Raw genomic sequence first — 25022 nt, 5'->3', positions numbered from 1 at the left:
CCTAATTGGCCCTGAAGGTCAAGCCGGAGTAGCTGGTGAGCGTGGAGCCTCAGGAGCTTCAGCTTTGGAATTATGGCAAAGCGTTGAAGGCAATGAGGGTAAAGGATTGGAAGAATATCTGGTTTCGCTAAAAGGGGAATCGGGGCTTTCGGCATATGAAGTTTGGACGGGTTTGGCAGGCAATGAGGACAAGGATGAGGAGGCTTTTCTAGCTTCGGTAATTGGTCCTGCGGGACTAGATGGAGCTGAAGGTAAAGCAGGGGAATCGGGGCTTTCGGCATATGAAGTTTGGACGGGTTTGGCAGGCAATGAGGACAAGGATGAGGAGGCTTTTCTAGCTTCGGTAATTGGTCCTGCGGGACTAGATGGAGCTGAAGGTAAAGCAGGGGAATCGGGGCTTTCGGCATATGAAGTTTGGACGGGTTTGGCAGGCAATGAGGACAAGGATGAGGAGGCTTTTCTAGCTTCCCTAATTGGTCCTGCGGGAGTAGATGGAGCTGAAGGTAAAGCAGGGGAATCGGGGCTTTCGGCATATGAAGTTTGGACGGGTTTGGCAGGCAATGAGGACAAGGATGAGGAGGCTTTACTAGCTTCCCTAATTGGTCCTGCGGGAGTAGAGGGAGCTGAAGGTAAAGCAGGGGAATCGGGGCTTTCGGCATATGAAGTTTGGAAGGGTTTGCCAGGCAATGGGGACAAGGATGAGGAGGCTTTTCTAGCTTCTTTAATTGGTCCTACGGGTCCTCCGGGAGCAGATGGTCAGGCTGGAGCATCAGCATTTGACTTATGGGAGAGGCAGCCGGGGAATGAAGGCAAGGCTTTGGAATACTTTATTGCTTCCTTTCAGGGGAAATCCGCATATGAGGTTTGGAAGACTCAACCAGAGAATTCAGACCTGGATGAGGAAGCTTTTTTTGAAAGCTTGATTGGTCCTATGGGTCCGACAGGGGAACAGGGCCAAGAAGGTAAATCAGCTTATCAGGTTTGGTTGGAACTTTCGGGAAATGAGGATAAGTCTATGGAAGATTTTATTCAAGCCATAAGTGCTGCAGGGGGAGCTTCTGATTATGAGCTTTGGCTGGAATTACCCGAAAACGAAGACAAAACCTTTGGGGATTATCTACTCGAAGTAGGAGGCTTGAAAGATATGGCTTTTCAGGATTCTTCGGATATTCAGGTGACAGGTGGAACGATACAGGGAGTGGCTATTGGTACTGAGGTGGCATCAGTTGGAAACTTCACTACAATAACTGCCGCCGAAGGTTTAAGTGTAATTGGTGATATTGTGGCATCGGGGGATATTACAGCTAACTCGGATATGAGGTTGAAAACCAATATTCAAAATCTATATCCTGTATCGGGAAAGCTTCGGGAAATGCGAGCGGTTTCATTTGATCGGAAAGATATAGTGCTTCATCAGATTGGTTTTTTGGCTCAGGATGTTCAATTGTATTTTCCCGAACTTGTAAAGGTAGGTCAGGATGAAAGCCAAACTTTATCCGTTAATTATGGGGGTATGGCTGCTCCATTATTAAAGGGTTGGCAAGAACATGAAGAAGAGATATTGACTTTAAAAAAGGAAATAGAGGATTTGAAATTGGAAATTGAGAATTTAAAAAATCTGATAAATAGCGTGTTGAATGATTAATAACTACCGTGTGGATTTTCACCGGTACTATATCCGGTCAATGGTGGAATTTTAATTACGTAGTTAAACCTTCCAGGTCTGATGAATGTCAGGAGACCTGGAAGGTTTTTTTCGTTAGTACTTTCGGGGATGTCGGATGTCGGATGTGGAGGACGCGCCCAGCAGGAGGTAACTTACGTAAGTATTGACGTGCCCGCCTGCCTACGTCCGGCCGGCAGGGTTGTCCGTCCCGATCGGTGAAATTAACCTCCCGCGGGAGGTTAACTTCACCGATCGGGACTGGTTGTCCCTTCCGCTTCGCGGAATCAGTGGTCATGGTTGTCCTTGTTCTACTTAATGTCAGTCACGTTTACTTAATGAGAGTTTCTTTAACGGGAACATGTAGGTGAGTCTTTTCAAGGCTGGGCCTTAAAAAGGATCTTCGGCAGGGGTTGAAGGTTGCTTACGTAGGTCGGTCGCAAGTTACTGCCTAACATGTTGTCGTTAAGCGGCTTTCGGTAGGTAACGTGGCTGGCCTGACACGGAACTATGACAACCACGACACCAGCCCCGGGGAGCCGCAGTTTACCTCCCGAGGGAGGGCGACCCTCGGGGCTGACAACTATGACAACCACGTTGTACTTACGGGGATGTCGGGTGTCCGATGTCGGATGTCGGATGTCCGATGTCGGATGTGGAGGACGTGCCCAGCAGGAGGTAACTTACGGCAATTGCCTGTGGCAGTGCGAAGTCGGAGACATTCGCACAACGGTTCACGTCATTGCGAGCCCGATCACAACGGTACTTCCAGGGATCAGATCGGGAGAAGCAATCTATACTTGTAATAAGAGCTAAGTCCAGATTGCTTCAGTCGTTCCTCCTTCGCAATGACGGATGTTTTCGAAAGTGGAACTAATTTGCGTTATTTGCCCTTCAATATTGAGTTTAGCTAACATCTCCCAAAATAATGTTGAATTACTATAGGCTTGTTCTAAGTTTATCTCTATTACTGTGCGTTTCCTTCCATTCCGTTGCCCAGATGATCAGTCCGCCCACATGGACGGTGGAGCTGGAGCAGGCCAACCCGGCCGCAGGGGAGGAGACCAGGATTATCTTCAAGGCTGACATCCCCGAAAACTGGTACATCTATTCCAACGAATTTGAGGACTTTGGGCCCATACAGATCGAGTTGGACCTGGAGGGTTCCAGCGGGATCGAGCGCATCGGCGAACTGAAGGCCGTCGACCCCAAAACCAAGTATGATGATGTTTGGGAAGGGGAAGTAAACTATTTTGATACAAAAGGCGAATTCTTTCAGACAATCAGGATTACTGACGAAAACGCTTCTATTAAAGGGCTGTTGGAATATCAGATGTGTTCAGAGGTTACGGGGCAGTGTATATTGTTTGATGAGGAGTTTGAGATAAACCTGGGTGAAGGTGCTGCTGTGGTTGCTGAAAGTGCAGGAAATGACGCTGTGGATACCAAGGAGGCGGAGGATCTTCCTTCTAAGGCGCGGCCTTCCCATGTGGAAACAGGGGAGGGAAAGGGTAGCCTGATCACCTTTATGGTGGTGGCGTTTTTGGCCGGTTTGGCCGCCTTGCTCACTCCCTGTGTGTTCCCCATGATCCCTATGACGGTGACCTTTTTTACCGGCAGGTCCAAAAACAGATCACAGGGCATTCGGAATGCTTTTATCTACGGGTTTTCCATCATTGCCATTTATACCATTGCCGGTACCCTGGTGGCGGCCATTCAGGGTCCCGAGTTCGCCAACTGGCTTTCCACGCATTGGGTTCCCAATGTGTTTTTCTTTTTGGTGTTTATCTTCTTCGGACTGGCCTTCTTGGGTATGTTCGAACTCACCCTGCCCAGCGGACTTGTCAATGCCGTGGACTCCAAGGCTGACAAAGGTGGTTTGACGGGCTTGTTTTTCATGGCCTTCACCTTGGTGCTGGTTTCCTTTTCCTGTACGGGCCCGATTGTGGGTTCCATCTTGATCGAATCGGCAGGTGGGCAATTGGCCAAGCCTATTCTGGGCATGTTTGCCTTTTCCTTGGCCTTTGCGATACCTTTTACCCTATTTGCGATCTTCCCCGAATGGCTGAATACTTTGCCTAAGTCGGGTGGCTGGCTGAATTCGGTGAAGGTGGTTTTGGGTTTCCTTGAGCTTGCCCTGGCGTTTAAGTTCCTCAGTATTGCCGACCAGGTTTACCATTGGGGGCTTTTGGACAGGGACGTTTACATTGGCATCTGGATCGTGATTTTCTTCCTGTTGGGGATGTATTTGCTTGGCAAAATCAGGTTGCCGCACGATTCCCCGGTTGAGGTGATCAGCGTGCCCAGGCTGCTTTTGGCCATGGTGACCTTCATCTTTGTGGTGTATATGATCCCCGGACTGTGGGGGGCGCCGTTGAAAACGCTCAGCGGTTACCTGCCTCCTATGTCTACCCATGATTTCAACCTGATCAAGGTGATCCGTGAAGATGGTGGGGGATCGGGTAGGGTGTCTAATTTGGACGATACGCCGAAGTTTTCCGAGTTCCTGCATTTGCCGCATGGCATTGAGGGCTATTTCGATTACGAGCAGGCGCTGGCTGCCGCCAAAAGGGCTGATAAACCCCTGTTTATCGATTTCACGGGCCATGGCTGTGTAAACTGTCGTGAGATGGAGGCCAAGGTGTGGGTGGAGTCGCCAGTGCTGAAGAGGCTGAAAGAGGATTTTGTGGTGGTAGCGCTTTATATTGATGAGCGCTATGAGCTGCCGGAGTCGGACTGGTACACGTCTGAGTATGACGGCAAGGTAAAGAAAACCATAGGCAAGCAAAATGCCGATTTCCAGATCACCCGATTCAACAACAATGCGCAGCCGTATTACGTGATTCTCGACCATGAGGAGGAGCTTCTCATTACGCCGAAGGGGTATGACAGCAATGTATCGAGGTTTGTGCAGTTTTTGGACGAGGCGAAGGAGGAGTTTGAGAGGAGGAGGTAGGTGTGGGATGTCAGGATGTCGGATGTAGATGTCATGGGCCACAAAGGCCACCAAGTTTTCACGAAGTTTCACAAAGGCCACTTCGCGGAGAAAAATTTAAAAGTTTGAGAAAAAAGTGTCAAGTAAATTTAGGACGTGACAAGAGTCCGCGCCCAGCAGGTGGTTACTTACGTAAAGTACTGACGTAGGCAGGCGGGAATGACAACAATGACAACCTAGCAGGGGAGGCGGAGCCGACCAATGGCGGGACAACAGCGCAGCGGACAACCCTGCCGGCCTTGCCTAGGCAGGCGGGCACGTCGCTAGTTACGGATCTTTGATTACGTTACGACATCCCCCCTGCCCCTCCCGAACCGCTCCGCATATCGGGACAGGCTTTCGAAGGGGGAGTTGAGTACGTCCCCTGCCCCTCCACTTTGTTCACGATAGTTATCGGGACTGCTCGGGACTGTCGCTTCTAAGGGGGAGTTGCTATAATATCACTTAACCCATAATAAATTTACTCCCATTAATGGGTGTAATATCATAATTCCAATAAAAAATGCAACGGGGGCGGGACTGGTAAAAAATGACCAAATTTTATTTTTAAAACTAGGGGAAATGGGGGTTTTGGGCAAGTGGTTTTCACCTGCTTGGAGGCACTGGGAATTATACAAAAAACGTTTAAATCAACAGCTTACGCATTCCTGAATTTTGCAAGCATTATTTTTCCACATTTATCAACACTTATCCACACACCCTCTTTAGTGATGTATAAATTAATGTAAATCAATGCTTTAAGGGTGTTTCCTTCAAATGAGATTTTGTGGATAAACTGAAGCCTGAGGGATATGAGATGTATTGGCTGTGCAAAAGGAAGGTGGATAAGTGGGCAATCAGAATAAAATTTTATGGGCTTAATCTTGGTTTTGTCTAATTAATCTTTTCCTGTAGGCATTGAAGATACGGGACTTGGAGATAAAACCCAGATACCTTCCATTATCTACCACTGGTAGGTTCCAAGCACCAGTCCTCTCAAAACGGTTCATTGCCTCCTGCATGCTTTCATTTGGGCCGATATGGTCGGGCGGGCTGTGCATGAGCTGGCGGATGGCCATGTCCTGCTTTTCGGGGTCAAACATGATTTCCCGGATGTCGTCCAAAGTGACGATCCCGCTCAGGTTGCCCTCCTCATCCACCACGGGAAAAATGTTCCTTTTTGAAAGCTTGACCAGATTACAAAGGTCTGCTAAGGTAGAGTCCGGATGAATAGGCAAAAGATCCCTCTCCATTATCCTCCTGATGTCTATCAAACCCAACACTTCCTCGTCCTTGGTTTCCGGCAGGTGCCTCCCTTGGTCGTGCAGCTGTTTGAGGTAAATGGAGTATTTGTCAAAATAGGTGGTGGTGAGGAATGAAATCGCGGAAACCAGCATTAGGGGAACAAACAGGTCGTAGCCCCCCGTAATTTCCGCAATGAGGAATATGGCCGAAAGCGGCGCGTGTTGTACCCCGCTCATCACCCCGCACATGGCCACCAAGGTGAAGTGGGCAACCGGCAGGGGGATATGACCCAGCAGGTTGTTGCTATAGGCAAAAAGAAATCCCGTGATGCCACCCACGAATAGGGAAGGGGCGAAGATTCCCCCGCTGCCCCCGCTGCTGATGGTGAGGGCGGCGGCAACGGGTTTGAGTACTATAATCATCACCAAAAAGGCCAGGATGAAATAGGGGTTGTTGATCTCGGAGAAGAAGGGGCTGCTGTTGAGCAGCTGCTGGGGATCGCCTTCTATCAGGGTGTTGAGCACCCCGTAGCCTTCCCCGTAAATTGGCGGGAAGAAGAAGATGATGAAACCCAAAAGCGCTCCCCCGTAGAGGACTTTCATCCAGGGGTCCTCAAACTTGCCGATGAGGTTTTCCACTTTCAGCACCGAGCGGCTGAAATAAAGGGAGACCACCCCGGTGAGGATGCCGAGCAACAGGTAATAAGGGGTGTGGCCTGCGGCAAATTTCTCCGTAATGTTAAAGGAGAAGAGGGCGTCTTCCCCCAGGAGCACCATGGAGGTGAGTGAACCCGTGACGGAGGCGATCAGCAGGGGGATGAAACTTCCCACGCTGATTTCGACCAGGATAACCTCGATGGCAAAGATCACCCCGCCAATGGGTGCGCCGAAGATAGCCGATATGGCCCCCGCGGCACCGCAGCCGATTAGCAAAGTACGTTTTTTGGCCGTGAGGTGCATCCACTGGCCGGCATTGGAACCTATGGCCGATCCCGTCACTACGATGGGTGCTTCCAGTCCGACCGAGCCCCCGAAACCTACCGTGATGGCCGAGGAGATGACCCGGCTGAAGGTTTTGATGCGGGGGATAATGCTGTTGTTTTTGGAAATGGCATACAGCAGATCGGGAATCCCGTGTCCGCCGTGGTCCTTGAGCAGGTATTTGGCTACCAGGAAGGTCAGGGTAATACCGATGACGGGGTAGAGGATGTAATAGAAGTTTGCGTCCTGCACATCGAAGCCTTGTGTGAGGAAGTCCTGTATAGTATGCACCAGTGTCTTGAGGATCACCGCTGCCAATCCCGCCAACACCCCAATGATCCCACTGAGGATGAGGACAAAGTTTTTGGTGCTGAGGTTTTTGAGCCTCCAGATGAGGAATTGGTTTAGCATGTTTTTGTTGTACTAGGTACTATGTACTAGGTACTAAGTTTTGTTTTTTCGTTTTTGTTTTCGCGCCCAGCAGGATGCTACTTACGTGTTTTGTGTACGTGGTTGACCGCCCGAATGCGCTGCGCTGTTCGGGCTGTTGTCCCGGCCGGCTGCGCCGACCTAGGTTGTCGGGGGTTGTCATTGTTCTATTCTCGCGCCCAGCAGGAGATTGTCTCCGTGTTTTTTGACCGAGGGTCCTTTCAAAGGCTTTGCCTTTGAAAGGTAGCCGAAAGACGATGGCCGTAAACCTACCCGTTGTTCCAACCGCAACTGTTGTCGTTACGCGACTTTCATCCCGCCCGTGGCTGTAAATATGTAGAACCATGACAACTATGCCAACAGTCCCGGAGAGCCGGAGGCGACCCACGGGGCGGACAACAATGACAACCCTGCCGGCCTTGCCTAGGCAGGCGGGCACGTTGCTAATGACGTAAGTTAATCCGTGGTAGTGCGAAGTCGGAGACATTCGCACAACGGTGAAACTATTTTTTACTCCCCCTCCTTTGCTTTGTTCCAGTACACATCCATCTCTGCGAGGGTCATGTCGGTGATGGATTTGCCGTCTTGTTTGGCGGCTTGCTCGAGGTATTGGAAGCGCTTGATGAATTTGAGGTTGGTTCTTTCCAGGGCCTCTTCGGGGTTGATGTCGATGAAGCGGGCGTAGTTGATCAGGGAGAAAAGCAGGTCGCCAAATTCGGCGGTGGCTTTTTCCTTGTTGATCTCCTGGGTGGAGGCGGCGTTGAATTCGGTTTTGAATTCCTGCATTTCCTCTTCCACCTTTTCCCAGACCTGCTCTTTTTCTTCCCAGTCAAAACCCACGCCGCGGGCTTTTTCCTGGATGCGCATGGCTTTGATCAGGGCAGGCAAACTCCTCGGTACGCCGCCCAGTACGCTTTTGTTTCCTTTTTCCTTGAGCTTGATTTTCTCCCAGTTGGCCTTCACGGCATCCTCATCCTTGGCTTCGGTGTCGCCGTAGATGTGGGGGTGGCGGCGGATCAGCTTCTCGTTGAGGGAGGTGATCACGTTGCCAATGTCGAAGGACTCCTTTTCGGCGCCTATTTTGGCATAAAATACAATGTGCAGCAGGATGTCCCCGAGTTCCTTTTTGATCTCCTGGAGGTCGTTGTCCAGGATGGCGTCGCTGAGCTCAAAAGTTTCCTCTATAGTAAGGTGCCTGAGGCTCTCCAAGGTCTGTTTCCGGTCCCAAGGGCACTGCTCCCTGAGCTCCTCCATGATGGTCAGGAGTTTATCAAAGGCTTCGAGTTGTGCTTTTCGGTTGGATAGTTGTGACATAATGGGGGGAAACTATTAGGATCGTGTGGACGTTTTGAAAGTATTCCGTAAATTTGTGCAAATTAATTTGATATGGCAACTCTGTATTTGACTTTAGGTTTCTTGGCTTTGTTTTTCCTGATGATGTCCGTAAGGCTGATTTTCCTGAAAAACGGGCAGTTTAAGGGGACCTGTGCATCCCAAAATCCTTACTTGAACAAAACCGGCGAAGCGTGCGGTTTGTGTGGCAAGAAAATGGAGGAAGGAGAAAACTGCGGCAACCCAGATAATGAGGTTGACAAGGTTTTGGCCAAATTCAAGTAAATTGCCAATCCCTGGTGGCTCCAAAGTCCAGGGACTTTTTTTGATCTTACACATATAAACTATTTCTAAGTGGCATTAATAAAATCGATTTCCGGTATAAGAGGGACGATCGGGGGCAAAGTGGGCGAAGGCCTGACTCCGGTGGATGTAGTGAAATTTACCGCGGCCTATGGGGCCTGGGTGCTGGAAAAAACCAATAATCCCACCATTGTCATCGGCAGGGACGCCAGGATTTCCGGCGAAATGGTCAGCAAACTGGTTACGGCCACCTTGCAGGGATTGGGCATCGATGTGATAGACCTTGGTCTGAGCACCACCCCAACTGTGGAGTTGGCTGTACCTTTGGAAAAAGCCGGCGGGGGGATCATCCTTACGGCCAGCCATAACCCGGTGCAGTGGAATGCGCTCAAGCTTTTGAATGACAAGGGTGAGTTTATCAATGACGAAGAAGGCAAGACCGTTTTGGAAAAAGCCGAAAATGATGACTTTACCTTCGCTGAGGTGAGAAAACTAGGCGACTATACTTATATAGAAGATTACCTGGACAGGCATGTGCAGCATGTGCTTGACCTTAAATTAGTAGACCGCGAGGCCATTGCCGCCAAAAACTTCAAGGTGGTGATCGACTGTGTAAACTCTACAGGTGGACTTGCCCTTCCCAAATTGCTAAGAGCCTTGGGCGTAGAGGTGATCGAGGAGTTGTACTGTGAGCCTAACGGTGATTTCCCGCACAATCCTGAACCGCTACCTGAGCACTTGAGGGATATTTCCAATAAATTGAAAAACGGGCAGTTTGACCTGGGTATCGTGGTGGATCCGGATGTGGACCGACTTGCTTTCTTAAGTGAGGATGGGGTTCCATTTGGTGAAGAGTACACTTTGGTTGCCGTTGCTGACTACGTGCTATCCAACACCCCTGGCAATACGGTTTCCAACTTGAGTTCTACCCGCGCCCTTCGTGATGTGACTGAAAAGCACAATGGAGAATACCATGCTGCGGCCGTAGGTGAGGTAAATGTGGTGAACAAGATGAAGGAAACCAATGCCGTGATTGGCGGTGAGGGTAACGGTGGCGTGATCTATCCAGAATCCCACTATGGCCGTGATGCTTTGGTTGGAATCGGTTTGTTCCTGACACATCTGGCCAAGTTTGGCAAGCCCATGACCCGCTTGAGAGCCAGCTATCCCAATTACCACATTTCCAAAAACAAGATCGAATTAACCAATGAAATCAATGTGGATGAGGTGTTGGAGGAGATCAAGACCAAATACCAAAAGCAGCCGATCAACACTATTGATGGGGTGAAGGTGGAGTTTGAAAAGGAGTGGGTTCACTTGAGAAAATCAAACACCGAGCCGATCATCAGGATCTACGCCGAGTCTGAAACCCAGTCTACCGCTGAGCACCTGGCCCATAAGATTATGTATGATATTAAGGAGGTGATAACTTCTAAATAATTTAGAAATTATGAATGGGGAATTAATAATTGGGATGGAAATATCATTCTTAATTCTCAATTCATAATTTTTTTAATTCAAAATTTATAAGATGCGAGTATATTTAGACAATGCGGCGACTACCGCAATGGATGAGAGAGTAATTGAAGCCATGCTGCCTTTTATGAGGGAGCATTATGGCAACCCTTCTTCGGTGCATTCGCACGGCAGGGAGGTGAGGACAGCCATCGAAAGGTCCAGAAAGAAGGTCGCCGAATTGTTGAATGCTACTCCTGCAGAGATTTTTTTCACCTCCGGTGGAACGGAGGCGGATAATACCGCTTTGGTGTGTGCCCTGCAAACGCATGGCATCAAGCACGCCATCACCTCCCCAGTCGAGCATCACGCTGTATTGGCCACTTTGCAGAACTGCGCCAAAAAGAACCTGGCCGAGTTGAGTCTTTTGAACGTGAGCGGGAAAGGTGAACTTGACCTGGATCAGCTAAAGGAGCTGCTCGAAAAGCAGCCCAATTCCCTCGTTTCCATCATGCATGCCAACAACGAGATTGGCAATCTTAATGATATTGAAAGAATAGGCGCCTTGGCCAAGGAGTACGGGGCATTTTTCCACTCTGACACGGTGCAGACCATGGGGCACTATATCCATGATGTCAAAAAGATGGATATCGATTCTTTGGTGGGTTCGGCCCACAAATTCCATGGGCCCAAAGGCTCAGGGTTTGCCTTTGTGAGAAAAGACAAGAAGATTTCCCCTTTCATCTATGGCGGTGGACAGGAAAGAAACATGCGTGGGGGTACGGAAAATGTGTGCGGCATTGTAGGTATCGCCAAGGCTTTGGAGTTGGCCTATGAAGATATGTCTGGCCACCAAAAGCACATCGAAACCCTCAAATCCCGCATGATCGATCAGCTAAAAGAGGCGATTCCTGGTGTGGAATTCAACGGCCTGTCGGCTGATATGGACAAAAGTCTTTATACTGTTTTAAATGTAAGTTTGCCACCTTCGGAGGAAAACAGCGGCATGTTGCTTTTCAACCTTGACTTGAATGGCATCTCCGCTTCGGGCGGGAGTGCCTGTAGCAGCGGTGCGACAGTAGGTTCCCATGTGCTTAGAGCGTTGAATGCGACTCCGGGCAGGGATTCGGTTAGGTTCTCGTTTAGCAGGTATAATACCGTGGAGGAGATTGATTATACAGTAGGGAAGTTGAAGGAGATGTATTCGCAAGTGATTAGTGCGTAGTGCAAGGTACCAAGATACCAGGGCGGTTAGGGCGTGCGTCATTGCGAAGGAGGCACGACTGAAGCAATCTGGTCCCGCACAAAACCTTCCAGGGTTCGTTCTGCCCCCCGGCCCCTCCCGATTCGCCTCCCCCGGGAGGTAAACTCAGCTCTCGGGACATACTGTAAAGGGGGGCTATACTTTCAGTAGTATTTACGGACCCTTACTTAGGGCGACGACTTCTTTTTAACTTTCCGGATCCGTCCACGATTGTCCCGATGGCTATCGGGAGGGCTCCTCGGGACCTTTCCTTCTTCAGTCTCCGGTATTCCGTTTCAATAATTTAACATCCCCTTAATTTGTTCTTAGGAATTTTTTGAATAGCTTAGGGGATCTTTGTAGCCAAACCGCTAACGATGAACAGATTGATTCCCATATGGATAGATGGTGAGAAATTTATCCAGCTGTCCCAGTTGACCTTTGAACAGGCCGACAAGCTCCGCAAGCTTCTACCGGCCGGAAGCATCAAAAAGTTATTTTTCCAAGGTATCGAACTTCCTGATTGCATCCTTTTCGAAACGTATGAATACTGGTTTAACCATTACTCCCCAGGTCCGGCGGAGTCGTTTAACGAGTTTTAGTAGGTACGTGGTTGTCCACCCAAAATCGCCTCCCCCGGGAGGTAAACTTCGCTCTTTGGGGCTGTTGTCTCGGCCGGCTGCGCCGACCTGGGTTGTCATTGTTGTCCTGGTTCTATCTATTTTCAGTCACGGGCGGAGATGAGAGCTGCTTAACTCCCGATACGCTCCGCTCTCGGGACAGGCGCAATGACGGGGGGGCGTAGACTACATCATGCCAAACGTCCGCCTTTTTTCCTCGAAATACTGGCCTAGCTGTGGATAGATGAGGCTTTGGGCTTCGGGGATGCCGGAGAGGGTGAGCTGGATGTTTCCCTCCTGAGAAGCAGTGGTGTTCTCCATTGTCTCAATTAGAAAAATGAATTCCTGGAGATTTAGGGGCTGCCTCGACTTTTTAGGGGTAACCTTAAAATCATTGCCGTAAAAATCCACTACTTCAAAAAATATTTCCCCGTCTAAAGGAGCCGCATAAATGCTGATCTCTTCTCCCCATTGACTCTCGGGATAGCTCAATTTGGCCAATAGGGCCGATGGGCCTGTTCCGTCAAAGTATGCTTCTGGTCTATATTCAAAATCAATCATTCCCAAAATTAGTCAATATTAGGATAAATACTGAATTAGGGTAGTCTAATATTTTTTTAAGGATACCAAATAAATTATTTTTGTAATACCGTTAAAAAATATTCGATATACCTATATGAAGCGTTTTGTGTTTGCAGTCAGCTTTTTGATGATTTTTGCCAATGGGTTTGCCATGGATTTGGGGAGGCTTTCAGGAAGGGTGATCGATGGGGAAACTTCCTCTCCCTTGCCTGGGGTGACCGTTTATTTGCCGGAGTTAAACCGGGGTACGGTGACGGATGGCGAGGGGCATTTTGAGATTGAGGATATTCCTGCCAAAACCTTGACCCTGCAGCTTTCCTTTATGGGCTATGAAACCAAGATTTTGAAGGTTGACACCAAGGAGGTCAAATCATTTGACTTTTCACTAGTTCCATCGGCTACTACAATTGATGAGGTGGTGGTGTCGGGGGCACATATATTAAGTAGGGAGAAATCCCCGGTAGTTATTTCGAAGGTTGACCGGGCCGAGATCCTCAGGAACCCATCCCCGAGCTTGATGTCTACATTGGCTAGGACACCAGGGGTGAGTGAAGTGAGCATGGGGCCTGGGATCAGCAAGCCCGTGATCAGGGGGATGTCTTTTAGCAGGGTGCTTACCGTGTATCAAGGAGGGAGGTTTGAAAACCAACAATGGGGTGCCGACCATGGACTGGGTCTATCGGAAACAGGTATTGAAAGTGTGGAGTTGGTGAAGGGCCCCGCATCCCTGATCTACGGTTCGGGGGCTATGGCCGGAGTGGTCAACTTAATTGAGGAAAGAGATGCCGATAGGGGGACTGTTTCAGGAGATGTCAATCTTCGTGGCTACAGCAATTCTCTGGGTGGCAGGTTGGATGCAGGTGTAAGGGGGGCCAGCCAAAACGGGTTCGTTTGGTCCATTAGGGCTGCGGAGGAAAACCATGCGGATTATCTTGCCGGAAGTGGGAAAACCGTTGGCAACACCAGGTTCAATACGCGGAATGTGAAAGCCGGAGTCGGGTGGGGTGGCAAATGGGGGGATACGCGTGTGCGATATACCTATCTTAAGCAGAATCTTGGCATTCTGGAAGAGGATGAGCGGGAGGAGTTGGTCACTTTCCGAAATGACCGGGCCATGCAGCTTCCTTTTCAGGATGTGACCGACCATTTTTTGAGTTCAGAGACCAACCTGTATATAGGCCAAGACCGGCTGAAGCTGACCTTTGGCTATCACTTGAATTACCGTGAGGAAATTGAGGATGGGTTTGATGAGGTGGACCTTGGGCTGAGGCAGCAGAACTTTATGTATGATGCCAAATACTACAAGGGACTTGGTAAAGATCTGGAATTAATCGTGGGGGTACAGGGCTTTTACCTGCAAAACGAGAATTATGAACATGCCGAGGAGATCCTGATTCCTGATGCCACCAAAGATGACCGGTCCTTATATGCGCTTTTGAATTACGCCAGGGAAAAATGGGTGCTGCAGGGTGGGGCACGATATGACTATAGGAGAGTGATGGCTGATGCCCGGGACGAGAAATTTTTGGATTACGGGTTTGAGCTTCCGGGTTCGCCAAATAACAGGATAATTGAGCGCGATTTCGGTGGTATGACTGCCAGTGGAGGGGCTACTTTTATGCCTGATGAGCGCTGGAGGTTCCGTGCAAATTTGGCAAGCGGGTTTAGGGCCCCTGATCTGGCTGAACTGTTTTCCAATGGTCCCCATCCGGGAACATCCAGATTTGAATTGGGGAATTCCACTTTTGAACGGGAGCAGAACGTTCAGGCTGATTTGGGGATTAGATATAAATTATCGGAGCTGAGCATGGGGGCAGAGTTTTTCTACAACCATGTGGATAACTTCATCTTTTTTACCCCTACGGATGTGCGCCAAGGAGACCTCACCGTCTGGGAATTTGAGCAGGACAACGCCCGCCTGTATGGAGGGGAGTTTTATCTAGACTATCATCCGACTGCCTTGAAAGGCCTCAGCATACAAAATAACTACAGCATGGTGATTGGGCAAAGAAGGTCGAGCGGGGAATACCTTCCTTACATTCCTGCTTTCCGATGGCAGCAGGAGCTTACTTATAATTCGAGTTTATCTGCGGGCCATTTTTCCCGGCCTTTTGCCTCTCTTCGGGGAAACTGGGTGATGAACCAAAACAGGGCGGCCCCTTTGGAAGAAAATACGCCTGGATATTATTTATTGGGCTTAAGCTTGGGTAGCCAGGTGAATGCGTTTGGGCAGACTTTCGATCTTTACGTGAATGGTACTAATCTTCTTAACCTTCACTATTTGGATCATATGTCACTTTATAGGCCTTTTGGCATTCCGCAGATGGGGAAAAATGTGTCTGTGCATTTGAGGTTTAAGTTTTGATGAGGCTGCGCACTGGGCACTGCGCACTGAGCACTGCGCACTGGGCACTGCGCCACCTGCAACTCGCTGAATGGGGATGGCGTTTGGCAGAGCAAAGGAAGCGTAGAGAACCCCGATCCGGCAGGCCTTCAATACCTAAACTTCTAAACCGTCCCGAAGCGCGCAGCGCTCCTCGGGACATAACCTTCTAACCGCACACGCTATTTTCCGTGCACTTTACTATCGCAGTTTAGGAGTTTATGTCCGCTATCGGCTTCGCCTCAAGCGAGACGGTTTAGGGGCCTGTCTGCGCCAGGCAGGTTTAGCGCAAGGCGACGACAATTGATGAGGGTGGAACACTGAGCGCTGTGCACTGTGCACTGAGCCACCTGCAACTCGCTGAATGAGGATGGCGTTTGGCAGAGCAAAGGAAGCGGAGAGAACCCCCACCCGGCAGGCCTTCAGCAACTAAACTTCTAAACCGTCCCGAAGCGCGCAGCGCTCCTCGGGACATAACCTTCTAACCGCACTCAACTACCAACAGCGACGATTTTGCCGAGGCCGTTGATGTTTTTGGAGAGGGTGGGTGGGGAGCCGGCGTATTCTACTTTGCCGATGCCTTCAATGTTGACGTCGAGGTTATCGGAGACGTTTACCGAGATTTTTCCCACGCCCTGCAGGTTGACCCGGGCGTTGTTGGCTCCAAGGGCCAGGCCGTTGAAGACTCCGGCGCCTTCCATTTGCTTGACCAGGAGGTTGGTGCTGCCGGAAAGTTCAATTTTGGCGGCGCCTTGGCTATGGCTGTGCACTTCGTCGGCTACTAGTTCCATTAATACATGAGAGGCTCCCTGTGCGTGTATGGCCAAATAAGGGGTGACAAATGGCTCCACGGTACGTATTCTGCAGGCTCCGCGCACGTTGATTTCTTTGAGCTCGGGGGTGGCAATGTTTATGCGGATGGGGTGGTTTGGCAGAATTTTTTGTTTGTAGGCCAACTTCAGGGTTTGTCCATCTACCCTTAGTCTAATGTGTTCCATGAGATTTTCCTCTGCCTCGATTTCCACATAATAGTCATCTGCCTGGTAGAGTTCAACGATAAAATTATCATCAATTTCCAGGATGTCGAAATGGTCAAAGACAAAGGCCCTGGTGTCAAGTTGACGGTTGCCTTCCACACCCGACTGGGTGCAGCTCCAGAGGGAAATGAGCAACAAGAGGATCGCAAAAGATGTTTTCTTTTTCATTTTTCAATAAGGGATTGCCGCAAGTTAACAAAAAAGTACAAAAAACAATCTTGGAATCGTATAAAGTCGCCGGATTAACCGACTGATATTGAGGTATGATACAAAGTTTACGAAAAAAAATTCTGCATTCCTAACCAATGTCCTATTCAATTGGATAATACATACTTTAGCGCTAATTTTGGTCTCGCCCAGGGCAGGGCCCGATGGGGGCGTATTCATCTCAACCAAAAATACAGATCATGCAGAGAGATCAAGCGATATTTGACCTAATTGACAAAGAGGAAAACCGTCAGAAAACCGGCATAGAGCTAATTGCTTCGGAAAACTTCACCAGCAAGCAGGTGATGGAGGCTGCCGGGAGTGTTTTGACCAATAAATATGCAGAGGGGCTTCCCAAGAAAAGATATTACGGAGGCTGTGAGGTAGTGGATGAAGTGGAGCAGCTGGCCATCGACCGTGCCAAGGAACTTTTCGGCGCCACCTGGGCCAATGTGCAGCCGCACTCCGGTGCGCAGGCCAACGCGGCCGTGTTTTTGGCCTGTCTGAAAGCTGGCGATCCTATTCTGGGTTTTGACCTTTCGCATGGCGGTCACCTTACGCACGGTAGCCCGGTGAACTTTTCGGGGAAACTTTATGTGCCGCATTTCTATGGGGTAGATAAGGAGACCGGCTTGATTGATTATGACATGGTGGAGGCAAAAGCCCGTGAGGTGAAGCCTAAATTGATTATCTGTGGGGCCTCTGCCTATAGCCGCGATTGGGATTATGAGAGTATGAGAGCTATCGCCGACGAGGTGGGTGCCATCTTGCTTGCCGATATTTCCCATCCTTCCGGACTCATCGCCAGAGGCTTGCTTAATGATCCTTTGGACCATTGCCATATCGTGACTACTACCACGCACAAGACTTTAAGAGGTCCGAGAGGTGGGATGATCCTGATGAGAGAGGATTTTGACAACCCGTTTGGCATCAAAACGCCTAAGGGGGAGTTGAGAAAAATGTCGGCCCTTTTGGATTCAGGCGTTTTCCCAGGTACGCAAGGCGGACCTTTGGAGCATATCATAGCTGCCAAAGCCGTGGCATTTGGCGAAGCACTGACTGACGAATACATGGACTATGTAGTCAATGTGAAGAAAAATGCGGCGACCATGGCTGATGCATTTGTTGGAAAAGGATACGAGATCATTTCCGGGGGGACAGACAACCACATGATGTTGATCGATTTGAGAAATAAAAACCTTACTGGAAAGCAGGCAGAGGAAACGTTGGGCAAAGTGGACATCACTATCAACAAAAACATGGTGCCGTTTGACGATAAATCCCCATTTGTGACTTCCGGAATGAGAATCGGTACCGCTGCGGTGACCACCAGGGGACTTGGCAAGGATGATATGATCAAGACTGTAGATCTTATCGACCGTGCCCTGATGAACCATGACAACGAATCCGAGCTTTCAAAAATAAAACAAGAAGTAAATGAGTGGATGATTCAGTTCCCGTTATATTAATAGAGACCGAAGACGCCTGCCTGCCGGTAGGCAGGGGAGACGGGAGACGGAATAAGACCACGGTCCCCATCTCCGGTCTTCGGTCTCCGGACTTAATCACACTTCTAACTTCGTACTCCGTACTTCAAAATGGCACTTGATCAATTGCATGAGGAAGAGGATGCCAATATGTCGTTTTTGGACCATTTGGAGCAGCTGCGTTGGCACCTGCTCCGGTCTATTGCGGCGATATTGGTTTTCACCATTATAGCCTTTCTCTCCAAAAGTATAGTTTTCGGAACCATCATACTTGGCCCTTCCAAAACTGATTTCTTCACCTATAGGATGCTCTGCGAACTGGCAGGCATGCTCAACCTCTCAGCCTTGTGTATAGATGAACTTCCCTTCATCATACAAAGCAGACAGATGACGGGGCAGTTTTCCATGCACGTGACCTCCAGTTTTGTGGTGGGGATCATCGTAGCCTTTCCCTATATATTTTGGGAGGTATGGAAATTCATAGCTCCAGGCCTTTACAGTCAGGAAAGACAGGCAGCCAGAGGGGCAGTGTTCTTTGTGAGCTTGCTGTTTTTCTCCGGTGCGGCTTTCGGCTATTTCATCCTGGCCCCGCTTTCCATTAATTTCCTTTCCAATTACCAGTTGGATCCGACCATCCTCAATGAATTTGACATCACCTCCTACGTATCCACCCTCATCATGCTGGTGCTGGCTTCGGCCATCATGTTCCAGTTGCCGGTGGTGATCTATTTCCTTTCCCGTTCCGGTTTGGTGACTTCAGAGATGCTGAAAGGCTATAGAAGACATGCCATTGTGGGGATTTTGGTGATTGCAGCGGTGATTACTCCTCCGGATGTGATCAGCCAGGTGCTCATAGCGATGCCTATTTTGGTATTGTACGAGGCGGGTATTGTAATTGCCAAGCGATTGGAAAGACAGCGAAAAGAAGAAGCATTAAACTCATAAAACTCCCATTATCATGAAAAAGATAGGCATAGGCGGTGATCACGCCGGATATGATTATAAAGAAAAGATGGTCAAAGCGCTGACCAAGGCAGGTTACGAAGTGAAGGATTACGGTCCGGATTCCAATGCCTCTGTGGATTATCCTGATTATGTGCACCCCTTGTCCACTGCCGTGGAAAATGGTGAACATGACTTGGGTATTGTAATCTGCGGAAGCGGCAACGGTGTGGCCATCACAGCCAATAAGCACCAAGGCATCCGTGCGGCCCTTTGCTGGGACGAGGAGCTTGCCGAGCTTTCCCGTCAGCATAACAACGCCAACGTACTAGCCATCCCTGCTCGATTTGTCACTTATGAATTGGCTGAGAAGATGGCCAATATCTTTCTGACCACTGAATTTGAAGGTGGCAGACATCAGAACAGAGTGGATAAGATTGCGTGCAAGTAACGTGAACAACTCCCCCTTTGAAGGTGGCAGGGGGGATGTGGTATTTGCTTAAAAAACATCCCCCTAACCTCCTTCAAAGGGGGTATAACTTAGAGCCAAACATTACCACGAATTATGAAAAAAACAATAACCTCCCTATTCCTGCTCGTTTGCTTTGTAACACAGAGTTTTGGGTGGGGACAGAATGGGCACCGGGTGGTGGGCCAGCTGGCAGAGTGGCATTTGAATAAAAAGGCCAGAAAAAACATAGAGGCTATCCTCCGTCATGAAAGCATTCCAATGGTTGCCAACTGGATGGATGAAATCCGTTCGGACAATGCTTATGACCATACTGCTACTTGGCACTGGGTGACTATCCCCGATGGGGAAAGCTATGACCGGGAAATGCAGGAAGCTGCCGGTGATGCTTTTCAGATGCTGAACAACATCATCGCCAAGCTTAAAGGCGGCGATCTTTCTGAAAAAGAGGAAAGGGAATACCTGAAAATGTTGATCCACATCGTGGGCGACCTTCACCAGCCCCTTCACGTGGGCAGGGGTGATGACAAGGGTGGCAATGATGTCCGCGTCTTTTATTTCAACCAGGAAACGAACCTTCACAGCGTTTGGGATACCAAAATGATCGAGGGCCAAAACCTGAGCTTTACTGAAATCGCAACGCATCTTAACAAAAGAGCTGATGCGGAAACGGTAAAGAGGTATCAGAAGGCGAGTTTGGAAGATTGGTTAACTGAGGCGATGGAGCTTCGTCCAATGGTTTATGATCTACCGGATAACAAGCGTTTGAGCTATCAGTATAATTACAAGTACTATCACCACGTGGAGGAGCGGCTTTTGGCAGCGGGCTTGAGGCTTGCGGGCTTGTTGAATGAGATATATGGGTGATTTGTTGTACTAGGTACAAAGTACTATGTACTAAGTTTAGCGAATTGGAAACCTTCCAGGTCTGGTGTTTTTTCACGGGACCTGGAAGGTTTTTTCGTTAGGGGTCCGCGTTCAGCAGGAGGTAACTTACGTAAGTGCGACGTTGTTGTCCGTCCCGTGTTCTCCTCCCCCGGGAGGTAAACTCTGCTCACCGGGACTGGTTGTCTCGTCCGCCACGGCGGACTGGGTTGTCATTGTTGTCATGTTTCGAGAGCGCGCCCAGCAGGAGATTATCTTCGTATTTTTACCGAGGGTCCTTATAAAGGCAAGACCTTTGAAAGATGGCCGAAAGCCCGAGCTGCAGCTGTTCCCGTTAAGCGGCCTTCATCCCACCCGTGGCTGTAATTATGTAGAACAATGACAACTTAGCTAGGGAGGCGGAGCCGACCAATGGCGGGACAACAGCCCCGGGGAGCCGCAGGCGATCCGCGGGGCGGACAACAATGACAACCACGGAGTCAATCCCGCTAATTTCTCATTTTCAACAATTCCTCTACAAAGTCGCGGTTGTTGGATAGGCGGGGGATTTTATTTTGGCCGCCGAGTTTGCCTTTGCTTCGGAGCCAGCTTTCGAAGAGGCCCGATTCGGCAAAGTGGACACGGGGGGCGCTTAGGGCCATGTCTTTGTAGCGCTTGGCGTCATAGTCGGAGTTGAGGTCACGGAGGTTGTTGTCCAAGAGGCTTATAAATTCCTCCCTGTCCTCCGGTGCGGTTTCAAATTCGATGATCCATTCGTGGGCACCTTTACCGCTCACCCCCTCAAAGTAAACTGGGGCGGCAGTGAAGTTAACAATGGTGGAGTTGGTAGCTGCGCAGGCCAGTTCGATGGCCTTTTCTGCATTTTCCACGATCACCTCTTCGCCAAAGGCATTGATGAAATGCTTGGTTCGCCCACTAATGCGGAAGCGGTAGGGACGGATGCTGGTAAATTTGACCGTGTCACCGATCTTATACCGCCACAAGCCCGCATTTGTGGAGATCAACATGGCGTAATTTTTTCCGAGTTCGATCTCTTGTAGGGGCAATACTTTAGGGTCATCGCTCTCCCATTCCTCCATGGGGATAAATTCATAAAATATCCCGTAATCGAGCATGAGCAGGAGATCTTCCGAATCGGCTTGATCCTGAATGCCAAAAAAGCCTTCCGAGGCATTGTAGGTTTCCATATAATGCATACGAGGGGAGGGGATCAGCTCTTCGAAAAGCTGTCTGTATGGCCCAAAAGCCACTGCCCCGTGGAAGAATACCTCCAGATTTGGCCAAACCTGAAGAATATTGTCAGCACCTTTGATTTCCATGATGCGTTTGATCAGCACAATGGCCCAAGTGGGTACACCGGCGATGCTGCTCACGTTTTCCTGCATGGTCTCGATGGCCATGCGCTCAATTTTGGATTCCCATTCACTCATGAGGGCGACCTCTAGAGATGGGGTGCGTGCAAATTGGACCCACATGGGGAGATTTTGCATGATCACTGCCGAAACATCCCCATAAAAGCTGTTTTTGGTGCCGTCAAGAGGATTTACCTGATAACTGCCGCCGATGGTGAGGCTTTTTCCGCTGAAAAGCTTGGTGTCGGGATAATTGCGTACATAAAGGGAAAGCATGTCCTTGCCGCCTTTGAAGTGGCATTCTTCCAGTGTTTCGGGGCTTACCGGAATGAATTTGCTCCTGCTTCCGGTGGTGCCGCTGGATTTGGAAAACCAGGTGATTTCAGTGGGCCAGATGACATTCTGCTCGCCGCTCATGCAGCGGTCGATGTAGGGCTTCATCTGCTCATAATCATGTATGGGCACCTGTCGCGCAAAATCCGCATAACTCCTGATTTCCTGAAAGTGAAATTTCTTGCCAAAATCCGTTTTTTTGGCTGTCTTGATTAATTCAAAAAAAATCTCCCTCTGAACATCTATGGGATGCTCCATGAAGTTTTCGATCTGGCCCAGCCGGTTTCGGAAGATCCAGGTCATAAAAGTATTCAGTACTTCCATTCTATCAGATTTTGCGTTTTAGGGTAAAATGCTTACCCAAATACACTTTTCTTACCTGCTCATCGGCAGCCAGCTCTTCTGCGGTTCCCGCTTTAAGCAATTTTCCTTCAAACATCAGATAAGCCCTATCGGTGATGCTCAGGGTTTCGTTCACATTATGATCGGTAATCAATATACCAATATTTTTATTCTTAAGCTGCGCTACGATGGTCTGAATTTCCTCCACTGCAATGGGATCCACCCCGGCAAACGGCTCATCCAAAAGCACAAATTTAGGATCTACGGCCAAGGCGCGGGCGATCTCGGTCCTTCTTCTTTCCCCTCCGGAAAGCACCATGCCCAGATTTTTGCGGACATGGGTCAAACTGAATTCCTCGAGCAGCATTTCCACCCGTTCTTTCTGTTCTGCCTTCGGCAAATTGGTCATCTCCAATACGGCCATGATGTTTTCCTCAACGGATAGTTTACGGAATACGGAGGCTTCTTGGGCGAGGTAACCGATGCCGAGTTTGGCCCGGCGGTACATGGGCAGGGGGGTGATGTTGCGGTCATCCAGGTAAATGCTGCCCGAATTGGGCTGGATCAACCCTACAATCATGTAGAAGGAAGTGGTTTTTCCCGCTCCGTTGGGGCCAAGAAGACCCACAATTTCGCCTTGGGCTACCTCTACGGAGATGTCATTTACTACCCTTCTGCCTTTATATATCTTAACAAGGTTGTCCGCCTTTAAAATCATATTCAATCGAATTTTATATCCTTCACGTACAATTGCAGTGAGCTGGTGTTTCTAAATGTGTTTTCCCGCACCTCATAGGCCACGTTGAAGCGCATCTTGCTGTTGAGCAATTGGTAATAATCCGCAAAGCCGAATGCGATACAGGTTGGTCGGGTGACCTGTCCGTCCTGAACGATGTCAAACTTCAAATGTTTGTCTTTCAGCACCCGGATATTTTCCACATGCACTTGGTTGGAGCAGAAAATCGGTTCCGGATTGCCGGGGCCGAAAGGTGCCATCTGTTTGAGGATGTTGTAAAACTTATAATTGATTTGGTCCAAAAGGAGTTCATCGTCGATTTCCAACACCGGTTTCATGTGGATATCGGTGAGCCTTTCGCTGACCACTTTTTCAAATTTTTCCTGAAATGCCGCCACCTTATCCACCGACATGGTCAATCCTGCGGCGTATTTGTGCCCGCCAAACTGCTCGAGCAGGTCGCTACATTCGCTTATGGCTTCATAGATGTCAAAATCGAAAACCGATCGGGCACTGCCTGTGGCCTTGTTGTTGGATTCTGTGAGGATGATGGTGGGGCGGTAATACTTTTCAATACACCTGGATGCCACGATTCCGATCACCCCTTTGTGCCAGTCTTCCTTAAAAAGAACCGTGCTTTTGAAAGCCTGTACTTCTTCCCGCTCCACGATCATCTGGATGGCTTCCCGGGTGATGTTTTCATCAAAATTCTTTCTAGAGGCATTGACTTCCTCCACCAGTTCGGCTCTTCGCAATGCGTCCGTCAGGTCTTTGCTGATCAGCAGTTCAACGGATGCCTTGGCATGCTCGAGTCTGCCGGAGGCATTGATGCGGGGGCCGATTTTGAAAACTATATCAGTGATGTCGACCTCTTTTTCCATCTTGTTTTTCAACATGAGGGCTTTGAGGCCTGGACGTGGGTTGTTGTTTAACCTTTCCAAACCGTAAAAGGCCAAAACCCTGTTTTCACCCGTGATGGGCACAATATCGGCGGCAATGCTGACGGCCACGAGGTCCATGAAACTGTTGAGGTTTGCCGGGTCCCGGCCAGTTTTGATGGAGAAGGCCTGGATGAGTTTGAAGCCCACCCCGCAACCGCTCAATTCTTTGTAGGGATAATTACAGTCGAGGCGTTTGGGGTCAAGTACGGCTACTGCATCGGGGATGACCTCCCCTGGGGTGTGATGGTCGCAGATGATGAAATCCACGCCCAGTTCGTTGGCTAGGTCTACTTTCTCAAGGGCTTTGATGCCACAATCTAGGGATATAATCAGTTTGAAGCCGTTTTCGGCGGCATGACGGACTCCTTTTTCAGAAATGCCATAGCCTTCTTTATAGCGGTCGGGGATGTAGAAGTCCACATGGGGGTAAAATTCCCTAAGGAAGCCGTACATGAGGGCCACCGAGGTGGTGCCGTCCACGTCATAGTCTCCATAGACCATGATTTTTTCTTGGGCAAGGATGGCTTTTTGGATTCTGTCCACGGCGCGATCCATATCCTGCATGAGGAAGGGGTCGTGTAGTTTGTCCAGGTCGGGCCTAAAAAAATCCTTGGCTTTTTGGAAGGTGTCTACACCTCTATTGACCAACATGTTGGCCAGCACGGGATTAACGTTGATTTCTCTCCCGAGCTTGTCCACACTCTCGCCCTCCGCCGGCGCCTTTATTTTCCACCTAAACTCCATAGCTCCTAAATTACTAAAGATTGCTGCTATTTGGGCAATTTGGATTGAAAATATGTGGGGGAGTGCACCGTTCACCACCTTCAGTTCTTTTCATCGCTTCGCGCCTAAACCCCTAAACCGTCTCGCTTGAGGCGCAGCCGAAAGCGGACATAAACTCCTAAACAGCGGAGCTAGGCAGTGGAAGCACAAGTGTTGGTGCCGGCGGTTAGGAGGTTATGTCCCGAGAGGCGCTGCGCGCATCGGGACGGTTTAGGAGTTTAGATTATTGAGGGCCTGCCGGGAGGTGCTCCACTGGCTCTTCTTGGCACTCATAGCTTATGGCTTCCACAGACAGTTGC

18 protein-coding genes are annotated in these 25022 nt (G+C 49.4%); 11 read left to right on the top strand and 7 right to left on the bottom strand.

Translation table 11 applies throughout. From position 1 onward, the window contains the following. Together KI659_RS15975 and KI659_RS15970 are read left to right on the top strand one after the other, a co-directional pair. Window positions 1–1645, top strand: a 1645-nt coding sequence (locus tag KI659_RS15975) for a tail fiber domain-containing protein (protein WP_213946373.1), incomplete at its 5' end; no start/stop codon positions are given. Between the two features lie 946 nt (window positions 1646–2591). After that, window positions 2592–4619: a protein-disulfide reductase DsbD family protein gene (locus tag KI659_RS15970; protein WP_213946372.1), complete on the top strand. Its 2028-nt coding sequence runs from the start codon at window positions 2592–2594 to the stop codon at window positions 4617–4619. 896 nt (window positions 4620–5515) lie between these two features. Here the strand turns inward: KI659_RS15970 and KI659_RS15965 are convergent. Next, window positions 5516–7273: a chloride channel protein gene (locus KI659_RS15965; protein WP_213946371.1), complete on the bottom strand. Its 1758-nt coding sequence runs from the start codon at window positions 7271–7273 to the stop codon at window positions 5516–5518. A 528-nt stretch (window positions 7274–7801) separates the two neighbouring features. Continuing rightward, complete coding sequence (gene mazG, locus KI659_RS15960) at window positions 7802–8605, bottom strand: nucleoside triphosphate pyrophosphohydrolase (protein WP_213946370.1); 804 nt, start codon at window positions 8603–8605, stop codon at window positions 7802–7804. A 72-nt stretch (window positions 8606–8677) separates the two neighbouring features. Here mazG and KI659_RS15955 point away from each other — a divergent pair, with 72 nt between their 5' ends. The 4 genes from KI659_RS15955 (at window position 8678) to KI659_RS15940 (ending at window position 12226) form a co-directional block, all read left to right on the top strand. Beyond that, window positions 8678–8908 (top strand): hypothetical protein, encoded by a 231-nt coding sequence (locus KI659_RS15955; RefSeq protein WP_213946369.1) that lies wholly within the window; start codon window positions 8678–8680, stop codon window positions 8906–8908. A gap of 69 nt (window positions 8909–8977) precedes the next feature. Then, complete coding sequence (glmM, locus tag KI659_RS15950) at window positions 8978–10366, top strand: phosphoglucosamine mutase (protein ID WP_213946368.1); 1389 nt, start codon at window positions 8978–8980, stop codon at window positions 10364–10366. Between the two features lie 91 nt (window positions 10367–10457). Further along, window positions 10458–11606, top strand: a complete 1149-nt coding sequence (locus KI659_RS15945; RefSeq protein ID WP_213946367.1) for a cysteine desulfurase family protein — start codon at window positions 10458–10460, stop codon at window positions 11604–11606. A 395-nt stretch (window positions 11607–12001) separates the two neighbouring features. After that, entirely contained in the window at window positions 12002–12226 is a 225-nt protein-coding gene (locus KI659_RS15940) for a hypothetical protein (RefSeq protein WP_213946366.1), read from the top strand. Window positions 12227–12430: 204 nt separating this feature from the next. Here the strand turns inward: KI659_RS15940 and KI659_RS15935 are convergent, their stop codons facing one another. Then, a complete protein-coding gene (locus KI659_RS15935) occupies window positions 12431–12805 on the bottom strand; it encodes a UDP-glucuronosyltransferase (protein WP_213946365.1) in 375 nt (124 codons plus the stop codon). Between the two features lie 115 nt (window positions 12806–12920). On the opposite strand from KI659_RS15935, the gene KI659_RS15930 reads away from it, so the two are divergent. Then, window positions 12921–15191, top strand: coding sequence for a TonB-dependent receptor (locus KI659_RS15930; protein ID WP_246535444.1), 2271 nt, complete (start codon window positions 12921–12923; stop codon window positions 15189–15191). 509 nt (window positions 15192–15700) lie between these two features. Here KI659_RS15930 and KI659_RS15925 read toward each other — a convergent pair. Further along, window positions 15701–16414, bottom strand: coding sequence for a head GIN domain-containing protein (locus tag KI659_RS15925; RefSeq protein ID WP_213946364.1), 714 nt, complete (start codon window positions 16412–16414; stop codon window positions 15701–15703). A 239-nt stretch (window positions 16415–16653) separates the two neighbouring features. Here KI659_RS15925 and KI659_RS15920 point away from each other — a divergent pair, with 239 nt between their 5' ends. The 4 genes from KI659_RS15920 to KI659_RS15905 all read left to right on the top strand — a co-directional run bounded on the left by KI659_RS15920 (window position 16654) and on the right by KI659_RS15905 (window position 20218). Further along, complete coding sequence (locus KI659_RS15920; RefSeq protein ID WP_213946363.1) at window positions 16654–17922, top strand: serine hydroxymethyltransferase; 1269 nt, start codon at window positions 16654–16656, stop codon at window positions 17920–17922. A 129-nt stretch (window positions 17923–18051) separates the two neighbouring features. After that, complete coding sequence (gene tatC / locus KI659_RS15915; RefSeq protein ID WP_213946362.1) at window positions 18052–18885, top strand: twin-arginine translocase subunit TatC; 834 nt, start codon at window positions 18052–18054, stop codon at window positions 18883–18885. Between the two features lie 10 nt (window positions 18886–18895). Beyond that, on the top strand, window positions 18896–19333 hold the full coding sequence (gene rpiB, locus KI659_RS15910; protein ID WP_213946375.1) for a ribose 5-phosphate isomerase B: 438 nt from the start codon (window positions 18896–18898) through the stop codon (window positions 19331–19333). Window positions 19334–19447: 114 nt separating this feature from the next. After that, a complete protein-coding gene (locus tag KI659_RS15905) occupies window positions 19448–20218 on the top strand; it encodes a S1/P1 nuclease (RefSeq protein WP_213946361.1) in 771 nt (256 codons plus the stop codon). Between the two features lie 506 nt (window positions 20219–20724). Here KI659_RS15905 and KI659_RS15900 read toward each other — a convergent pair. The 3 genes from KI659_RS15900 to recJ are packed head-to-tail and all read right to left on the bottom strand — an operon-like array spanning window position 20725 to window position 24684. After that, window positions 20725–22245: a GH3 auxin-responsive promoter family protein gene (locus tag KI659_RS15900; RefSeq protein ID WP_213946360.1), complete on the bottom strand. Its 1521-nt coding sequence runs from the start codon at window positions 22243–22245 to the stop codon at window positions 20725–20727. Window positions 22246–22249: 4 nt separating this feature from the next. Beyond that, on the bottom strand, window positions 22250–22981 hold the full coding sequence (gene lptB, locus KI659_RS15895) for an LPS export ABC transporter ATP-binding protein (RefSeq protein WP_213946359.1): 732 nt from the start codon (window positions 22979–22981) through the stop codon (window positions 22250–22252). Between the two features lie 2 nt (window positions 22982–22983). Beyond that, on the bottom strand, window positions 22984–24684 hold the full coding sequence (gene recJ, locus KI659_RS15890) for a single-stranded-DNA-specific exonuclease RecJ (RefSeq protein WP_213946358.1): 1701 nt from the start codon (window positions 24682–24684) through the stop codon (window positions 22984–22986). Between the last annotated feature and the right edge of the window lie 338 nt (window positions 24685–25022).

Source organism: Litoribacter ruber (assembly GCF_018449405.1).
Lineage (GTDB): Bacteria > Bacteroidota > Bacteroidia > Cytophagales > Cyclobacteriaceae > Litoribacter > Litoribacter ruber.
This window is presented reverse-complemented; position numbering and strand designations above follow the sequence as displayed.

What these genes read in the sequence shown, in the direction of transcription:
- KI659_RS15935 (WP_213946365.1), bottom strand. Translation starts at nt 12,805, where the DNA reads ATGATTGATTTTGAATATAGACCAGAAGCATACTTTGACGGAACAGGC.
- KI659_RS15930 (WP_246535444.1), top strand. Translation starts at nt 12,921, where the DNA reads ATGAAGCGTTTTGTGTTTGCAGTCAGCTTTTTGATGATTTTTGCCAAT.
- recJ (WP_213946358.1), bottom strand. Translation starts at nt 24,684, where the DNA reads ATGGAGTTTAGGTGGAAAATAAAGGCGCCGGCGGAGGGCGAGAGTGTG.
- KI659_RS15965 (WP_213946371.1), bottom strand. Translation starts at nt 7,273, where the DNA reads ATGCTAAACCAATTCCTCATCTGGAGGCTCAAAAACCTCAGCACCAAA.
- KI659_RS15940 (WP_213946366.1), top strand. Translation starts at nt 12,002, where the DNA reads ATGAACAGATTGATTCCCATATGGATAGATGGTGAGAAATTTATCCAG.
- KI659_RS15945 (WP_213946367.1), top strand. Translation starts at nt 10,458, where the DNA reads ATGCGAGTATATTTAGACAATGCGGCGACTACCGCAATGGATGAGAGA.
- tatC (WP_213946362.1), top strand. Translation starts at nt 18,052, where the DNA reads ATGGCACTTGATCAATTGCATGAGGAAGAGGATGCCAATATGTCGTTT.
- KI659_RS15900 (WP_213946360.1), bottom strand. Translation starts at nt 22,245, where the DNA reads ATGGAAGTACTGAATACTTTTATGACCTGGATCTTCCGAAACCGGCTG.
- KI659_RS15925 (WP_213946364.1), bottom strand. Translation starts at nt 16,414, where the DNA reads ATGAAAAAGAAAACATCTTTTGCGATCCTCTTGTTGCTCATTTCCCTC.
- lptB (WP_213946359.1), bottom strand. Translation starts at nt 22,981, where the DNA reads ATGATTTTAAAGGCGGACAACCTTGTTAAGATATATAAAGGCAGAAGG.
- KI659_RS15920 (WP_213946363.1), top strand. Translation starts at nt 16,654, where the DNA reads ATGCAGAGAGATCAAGCGATATTTGACCTAATTGACAAAGAGGAAAAC.
- mazG (WP_213946370.1), bottom strand. Translation starts at nt 8,605, where the DNA reads ATGTCACAACTATCCAACCGAAAAGCACAACTCGAAGCCTTTGATAAA.
- KI659_RS15905 (WP_213946361.1), top strand. Translation starts at nt 19,448, where the DNA reads ATGAAAAAAACAATAACCTCCCTATTCCTGCTCGTTTGCTTTGTAACA.
- KI659_RS15955 (WP_213946369.1), top strand. Translation starts at nt 8,678, where the DNA reads ATGGCAACTCTGTATTTGACTTTAGGTTTCTTGGCTTTGTTTTTCCTG.
- KI659_RS15970 (WP_213946372.1), top strand. Translation starts at nt 2,592, where the DNA reads ATGTTGAATTACTATAGGCTTGTTCTAAGTTTATCTCTATTACTGTGC.